Genomic DNA, 7,139 nt, shown 5'->3' with positions numbered 1-7,139 from the left:
TAACCGAAAGTGATCTGGAACCGTGGTGTAGTTGGCCTAACATGCCTGCCTGTCACGCAGGAGATCGCGGGTTCGAATCCCGTCGGTTCCGCCATCTTTATATGGCTCGGTAGCTCAGTCGGTAGAGCAGAGGACTGAAAATCCTCGTGTCGGCGGTTCGATTCCGTCCCGAGCCACCATGAACATAACAATTTGATACGCCGGTGTAGCTCAACTGGTAGAGCAACTGACTTGTAATCAGTAGGTTGGGGGTTCAAGTCCTCTCGCCGGCACCACTTTATGGAGGATTAGCGAAGTGGCCAAACGCATCAGACTGTAAATCTGCTCCCGTACGGGTTCGGTGGTTCGAATCCATCATCCTCCACCAGTTCTATTATGAGTCATTAGCTCAGTTGGTAGAGCACCTGACTTTTAATCAGGGTGTCGAAGGTTCGAATCCTTCATGACTCACTTTTATTATATGCGCGTGTGGCGGAATTGGCAGACGCACTAGACTTAGGATCTAGCGTCTTTGACGTGGGGGTTCAAGTCCCTCCACGCGCATCCCTTATTTTGCGGAAGTGGCTCAGCGGTAGAGCATCGCCTTGCCAAGGCGAGGGTCGCGGGTTCGATTCCCGTCTTCCGCTCCAATATATGCGCCCTTAGCTCAGCTGGATAGAGCGTTTGACTACGAATCAAAAGGCCGGGAGTTCGAATCTCTCAGGGCGCGCCATTATAACTAAATTTAAACTATGCCGGCGTGGCGGAATGGCAGACGCGCTCGACTCAAAATCGAGTGGGAAACCGTGGAGGTTCGAGTCCTCTCGCCGGTATATTTAACGGGATGTAGCTCAGCTTGGTAGAGCACCTGGTTTGGGACCAGGGGGTCGCATGTTCAAATCGTGTCATCCCGATTTTTTTTGTTTATGCGGGTGTAGTTCAATGGTAGAACTTTAGCCTTCCAAGCTAATAGCGTGGGTTCGATTCCCATCACCCGCTTTATATATTGAAGAAGAAAGAGACACGATCTGTGTTCTCTTTCTTTTTTTGTTTAGAAAGTGAAGATTCCCTCTCTACTCTGGAGCGGCCTCTATTTTTTGTTGTTCTTCCTCAACTTATTCCCTCCAGCAAAACTCAGCTAAATTTTCATTGCCTTTAAGCTAAATCCTGATGTTTATGATAATCTGCCATTCAACAACGGTCATCATTATCTTACCATGAAACATCTCATCAAAAAGTAATACACTTGTTCATTATCCCACGCATAATACTCCGTACAATAAATATTCTGTAGTTTTCTTTAGCACTCAGATGGGATAGACGGGGTATCCAAGCCATTTATTTCAGAACTTATTTACGAAAAATCTACTTAATTTTAATAAAACGCTTACAAAAATAGCTTGCGAAAATGCTCAGCCTGTAATACCATATGAATTAAGCGCTTAACCTTTAGGGGTAAGGCGCTTAAACTTAACTTAGATTAAGCGCTTAACCCGTAAAGGAAAGGATGGCGATCAATTCATGACAACGATTCGACTAACGATGGCTCAGGCCTTGCTTCGATACCTGGATCAGCAGTATATCTCGGTAGATGGGGTAGAAACCAAGTTTGTAAAAGGAATTATCGGAATATTTGGACATGGGAATGTAACAGGCATCGGGGAAGCATTAGAACGCAGCTCTGGAAGCCTGACGTATATGCAAGGTAAAAACGAACAAGGTATGGTGCACACAGCTGCAGCTTATGCCAAACAGAAGAACCGCAAACAGATCTACGCATGCACTACGTCTATTGGCCCTGGCGCATTGAATATGATTACTGCTGCAGCAACGGCAACGGTGAACCGGATTCCGGTATTGCTACTCCCAGGAGATAACTTTGCTACAAGAGAGCCAGATCCAGTATTGCAACAACTTGAAGTAAGCAGTGACTATACCATATCGGCTACAGATCCGTTCAAAGCGGTCAGCAAATACTGGGATCGCATCGTGCGCCCGGAACAGTTGATGGTTGCAGTTACCAATGCTATGCGTGTATTGACCGACCCAGCTGAGACCGGAGCTGTTACACTGGCACTGCCACAGGATGTACAGGCAGAAGCATACGACTATCCGGAATCGTTCTTTGCCCGGAAAGTACATTACCTGGATCGCCGGCCTCCGGTTCCAGCAGCCATTGAACGGGCAACGAAGCAGATCGCCCGTAGCAAAAAGCCCCTGCTCGTTGCAGGCGGTGGGGTGCTGTACTCTGAGGCATCTGCACAACTGATCGAGTTCGCAGAAGCTTTCGGTATTCCGATCGCTGAGACGCAGGCTGGCAAGAGCGCAGTATCTTGGGAACACCCGCTTAATGTGGGGGCCATCGGGGTTACCGGATCTCTGGCTGCCAATCGCTTGGCTAAAGAAGCAGATGTCGTGATCGGCGTGGGGACAAGGTTCTCTGATTTTACCACGGCGTCACATGCTGCGTTTCAAAATCCAGAAGTATCCTTTATCAACATTAACTTGAATAGTATGGATGCTGCCAAGTTAGGCGGAGAAGCCATTCTGGCAGATGCCCGTGAAGGTTTGCAGGCGTTGCAACAAGAATTGAAGGCACAACAGTACAGCAGTGCATATGGTTCATCTGAAGTAGCCGAACTTCGTGATCAATGGAATACAGAGGTGGATCGACTCTACGCTGCCGAGCATGAAGCCGGTCTGGCGCAGACCAAAGCCATTGGTATCGTGAATCGCACGATTGATCCATCCTCAGTAATTGTCTGTGCAGCAGGTAGTCTCCCAGGGGACTTGCACCGTTTGTGGCGTTCGACTGAGCCGAAGACTTATCACATGGAGTATGGGTTCTCTTGCATGGGATACGAGGTTAGTGGTGCATTCGGCGCGGCGCTCGCGGAGCCGGATCGTGAAGTATATGCCATGGTGGGTGACGGTAGTTACCTGATGTTGCATTCGGAACTGGTTACAAGCTTGCAGGAACAGAAGAAAATGACGATTCTTTTATTTAATAATAATGGCTTCCAGTGCATTCATAATCTGCAACGTGAACATGGCAGTGACGGATTCGGAAACGAATTCCGTTATCGCGAAACAGAGAGCGGCCGTTTGACGGGTGAGTATATGCCTATGGATTTTGCGGCTCACGCTCGCAGTATGGGAGCGAAAGCATATCGTGCGGAAACCGCAGAGCAACTGGAACAGGCACTTCGGGATGCCAAGAACGAGACGGTAACAACATTGATTGAAATTCCGGTTGTACCGGGGACCAACACAGGCGGATATGAGTCATGGTGGAATGTCGGGGTACCTGAAGTATCGGTTGAGAAGAAAGTAGTTCGTGCCCACGAGACGATGAAATCGAATCGCGGTAAAGCAAAACGGGTGTAATTCACGCTACTAATCTCATCTACTCATTTATTTTATAAATACATCACTTTTCATAAAGATAGAGATCTCACAAAGCTGAACAACAAAAGGAGCCGTGGAATCATGAGCAAGCTGCCATTCCAGCTTGGGATTCATCCGATCAATTGGGTCGGCGAAGATGTGAAAGAACATGGTGATGATACAACTTGTGCGCAGATTCTGGATGATATTCAGCGTCTTGGACTAACGGGTACAGAGATGGGACGCAAGTATCCGACCGATCCCGCTACACTGCGTGAAGAACTGAGCAAGCGGAATATTAATCTGATCTCCCAGTGGAAATCCGTATTGTTCTCCGATCCGGCATATCGCCAAGCGGAGCTGGACGATTATCGCAGACATGCTGAATTTCTGCAGTCCATGGGCAGCAAGGTCATTAGTACAGCGGAGGTTGGCGGGTCACTTCATTTTGATCCAAGACGGACACCGAATGAAAAAGAAGTGCTTAGACTCAGTGATGCCGAATGGCATGTTCTTGCTGAAGGTTTGAACCAAGCGGGTGCCATTGCTCAGGAGTATGGGCTGAAACTCACCTATCACCATCACGGAGGCACGGTAGTTGAGCAACCTGATGAAATTGATCGTTTGATGGAGCTCACAGACCCATCACTGGTGTACTTACTCTTTGATACAGGCCATGCCTATTATGGCGGCGCTGATCCACTTGAGGTGCTGCGTGTACATTACGACCGGATTGCCTACATCCATCTGAAGGATATTCGCCCGGATGTGCTAGATCAGGCACGAGCGGAGCAATCTGACTTTGTTGGCTGTATTCGCAGGGGGGTATTCACGGTACCAGGAGATGGTTGCATTGATTTTGCACCGATCCTGCAGGAACTGATCACTCGCGGGTATAACGGCTGGGCGATGCTCGAAGGAGAACAAGATCCTGCCATTCATAATCCGTATGAGTATGCAAAACGCTCTCTGAGTTACATGGAGTCTCTGTACTAGGGTAGTAAAGACAACGCAACGAAAGACTGCTAGCCAGCCTAGCCTCTATATGTGTAGCAAATTAAAAAGAACCAATATGAATTCATATAAATGGAGTAAGAATTATCTCCTAACCAATCGAAATTTCCACCATAGAAAGGGGCTCAAACGCAATGACTTACGTATCCTTTCCAGCATCCAGGAAGAAGGATTTCACTGCCATTGGCCGCTTGTGCATCGATTTGAATGCCAATGAGATCAATCGTCCGATGGAAGAGACGATGACGTTCACCAAATACGTTGGCGGTTCTCCGGCCAATATTACAATCGGCATGTCCAGACTTGGCATGGAGACGGCTTTCATCGGCAAAATCGCAGGTGACCAGATGGGCAGATTTATCCAAAGTTATCTGGAGAAGAACGGGATCGACACCTCCAATGTAGTGACTGATAACACGGGGGCAGTAACCGGACTTGCTTTTACCGAGATCAAAAGCCCGACAGACTGCAGTATTTTGATGTATAGAGACAACGTAGCGGATCTTTTATTGCAGGCTAGCGAGGTACAGGAACAGCTGATTGCGGATTCCAAAGTGTTGTTGATCTCCGGTACAGCTCTCGCACAGAGCCCATCACGGGAAGCAGTTATTCAAGCTCTGACTTATGCAAAAAAACATGGCACTGTCATCGTATTTGATTTGGACTACCGTCCATATACTTGGACATCGGATGAAGAGACAGCAGTCTATTATAACCTCGCTGCCGAGAAATGCGATATCATTCTGGGAACACGAGAAGAGTTCGACATGATGGAGACATTTGAGAATAACCCGGATCATAATGATCAGGTGACGGCACAGAAATGGTTTGATTTTTCAGCGAAAATCGTTGTGATCAAGCACGGAAAAGAAGGTTCCATCGCATATACGCGTGAAGGGCTCTCACATCGGGCTAACAGTTACCCTGCTCGTGTCGTAAAAACATTCGGTGCAGGTGATTCTTACGCTGCTGGTTTCCTTTATGGCTTAATGCAAGGGTGGACCATCGAGCGCAGTATGAGCTACGGAAGTGCTGCAGCAAGTATCGTTATCTCCAGTCACAGCTGCTCGGATGCAATGCCGACTGTAGAACAAGTGAATGAGTATATCGAACGCTGCAACCGGGGCGAGATTATTCCGTCTTAATGCAGCCGTAAACAGATGGCTTTGTTCTAGATGATCTATATTGGATCAATGGGAATTCGTGATACGAAAATACGCAATGGATAGGAAAGAAACGCATAGAAGTAACGCACATAAACGAGGGGAGACAACACACATGGGAAAAGGGACTTCAGAAACGTCTGCAACAGTGACGAACGTACAAAACTGGATCGGGGGTACTTGGGTAAACCCGACGACAACACGAACCGAAGCAGTTGTTAACCCGGCTACAGAAGAGATTATTGCATACGTGCCGCTGTCTGAACAAGCAGATGTGGATCAGGCAGTACAGGCTGCACGGACAGCATTCAAATCATGGAGCACCACACCGGTTCCTCGCCGTGCCCGCATTTTGTTCCGTTATCAGCAACTGCTGGTAGAGCACTGGGAAGAGCTGGCTAAGCTGGTGACACTGGAGAACGGTAAAAGTTATGCCGAAGCTTATGGCGAAGTATTGCGCGGGATTGAGTGCGTTGAGTTCGCGGCAGGAGCCCCGAACCTCATGATGGGCAAACAGTTGCCTGACATCGCTACAGGACTGGAATCAGGCATGTACCGTTACCCAATTGGGGTCATCGGAGGAATCACTCCGTTCAACTTCCCGATGATGGTACCTTGCTGGATGTTCCCGCTGGCGATTGCTTGCGGTAACACATTTGTTCTGAAGCCGTCAGAGCGTACTCCGCTCCTGGCCGGACGTTTGGCAGAACTTTTCAAAGAAGCGGGACTTCCAGACGGCGTACTCAACATCGTTCACGGTGCACATGACGTTGTAAACGGATTGCTTGAGCATAAAGAAGTTGCGGCTATTTCCTTTGTCGGTTCACAACCTGTTGCTGAATACATCTACAAAACAGCTTCTGCACACGGCAAACGTGTTCAGGCACTTGCTGGTGCGAAGAACCACTCCATCGTTATGCCGGATGCTGACCTTGATCTGACCGTAAAAGAGATCACAAGTGCAGCGTTTGGTTCAGCTGGCGAACGTTGTATGGCTTGCTCCGTTGTGGTTGCTGTTGGCGATGTGGCGGATGCCTTGGTACAAAAGCTGGTGGAAGCGGCGGATCGGATCAACATCGGTAATGGTATGGACGAAGGTGTATTCCTGGGACCGGTAATCCGTGGACCTCACAAAGAGCGTACACTGGGTTACATTGAGTCAGGTGAACAGGAAGGCGCAACCTTGATTCGGGATGGACGTAAGGATCAAGCGACAGACGGCTCCGGTTATTTTGTAGGGCCAACTGTATTTGATCATGTAGATAGCACCATGAAAATCTGGAAAGATGAAATCTTCGCTCCAGTACTTTCGGTGGCAAGAGTAGAAACGCTGGAGGAAGCGGTAGAACTGGCAAACCGTTCAGACTTTGCTAACGGTGCATGTCTGTTTACTCGCAGCGGTGCGAATATGCGCCAGTTCCGTGAAACGATTGAAGCGGGTATGCTGGGCGTTAATCTGGGCGTACCAGCTCCGATGGCCTTCTTCCCATTCTCCGGTTGGAAGAAATCCTTCTACGGTGATCTGCATGCTAACGGCACGGATGGTGTAGAGTTCTACACTCGCAAAAAAATGGTAACTACACGCTGGTAATCGAT

At 48.5% G+C, this 7,139-nt stretch carries 4 protein-coding genes and 11 tRNA genes; all 15 read left to right on the top strand.

Annotation, left to right across the window (positions count from 1 at the left end; genetic code table 11):
* The first annotated feature begins 16 nt into the window (after window positions 1-16).
* The 15 genes from J2T16_RS28685 (at window position 17) to J2T16_RS28615 (ending at window position 7,134) form a co-directional block, all read left to right on the top strand.
* Window positions 17-94, top strand: a tRNA-Asp gene (locus tag J2T16_RS28685).
* A gap of 9 nt (window positions 95-103) precedes the next feature.
* Window positions 104-179, top strand: a tRNA-Phe gene (locus J2T16_RS28680).
* A 20-nt stretch (window positions 180-199) separates the two neighbouring features.
* A tRNA-Thr gene (locus J2T16_RS28675) sits at window positions 200-275 on the top strand.
* Window positions 276-281: 6 nt separating this feature from the next.
* Window positions 282-367 (top strand) — tRNA-Tyr (locus J2T16_RS28670).
* A 10-nt stretch (window positions 368-377) separates the two neighbouring features.
* Window positions 378-450 (top strand) — tRNA-Lys (locus tag J2T16_RS28665).
* 12 nt (window positions 451-462) lie between these two features.
* Window positions 463-543 (top strand) — tRNA-Leu (locus J2T16_RS28660).
* A gap of 11 nt (window positions 544-554) precedes the next feature.
* Window positions 555-629 (top strand) — tRNA-Gly (locus J2T16_RS28655).
* Window positions 630-635: 6 nt separating this feature from the next.
* Window positions 636-712, top strand: a tRNA-Arg gene (locus J2T16_RS28650).
* Window positions 713-733: 21 nt separating this feature from the next.
* Window positions 734-812 (top strand) — tRNA-Leu (locus J2T16_RS28645).
* A 7-nt stretch (window positions 813-819) separates the two neighbouring features.
* A tRNA-Pro gene (locus J2T16_RS28640) sits at window positions 820-893 on the top strand.
* A gap of 14 nt (window positions 894-907) precedes the next feature.
* Window positions 908-978, top strand: a tRNA-Gly gene (locus J2T16_RS28635).
* 522 nt (window positions 979-1,500) lie between these two features.
* Window positions 1,501-3,366, top strand: a complete 1,866-nt coding sequence (gene iolD / locus J2T16_RS28630) for a 3D-(3,5/4)-trihydroxycyclohexane-1,2-dione acylhydrolase (decyclizing) (RefSeq protein ID WP_154985915.1) — start codon at window positions 1,501-1,503, stop codon at window positions 3,364-3,366.
* Window positions 3,367-3,468: 102 nt separating this feature from the next.
* Window positions 3,469-4,362, top strand: coding sequence for a myo-inosose-2 dehydratase (iolE, locus tag J2T16_RS28625; protein ID WP_336121335.1), 894 nt, complete (start codon window positions 3,469-3,471; stop codon window positions 4,360-4,362).
* Between the two features lie 152 nt (window positions 4,363-4,514).
* Window positions 4,515-5,525: a 5-dehydro-2-deoxygluconokinase gene (gene iolC, locus J2T16_RS28620; protein ID WP_090924986.1), complete on the top strand. Its 1,011-nt coding sequence runs from the start codon at window positions 4,515-4,517 to the stop codon at window positions 5,523-5,525.
* A 133-nt stretch (window positions 5,526-5,658) separates the two neighbouring features.
* Window positions 5,659-7,134: a CoA-acylating methylmalonate-semialdehyde dehydrogenase gene (locus J2T16_RS28615; RefSeq protein WP_154892222.1), complete on the top strand. Its 1,476-nt coding sequence runs from the start codon at window positions 5,659-5,661 to the stop codon at window positions 7,132-7,134.
* Window positions 7,135-7,139: the final 5 nt, after the last annotated feature.

This window comes from Paenibacillus intestini (assembly GCF_030803945.1).
Classification (GTDB): domain Bacteria; phylum Bacillota; class Bacilli; order Paenibacillales; family Paenibacillaceae; genus Paenibacillus; species Paenibacillus polysaccharolyticus.
Note: the sequence above shows the minus strand (reverse complement) of the source record. Positions and strands in the feature narration are given on the sequence as shown.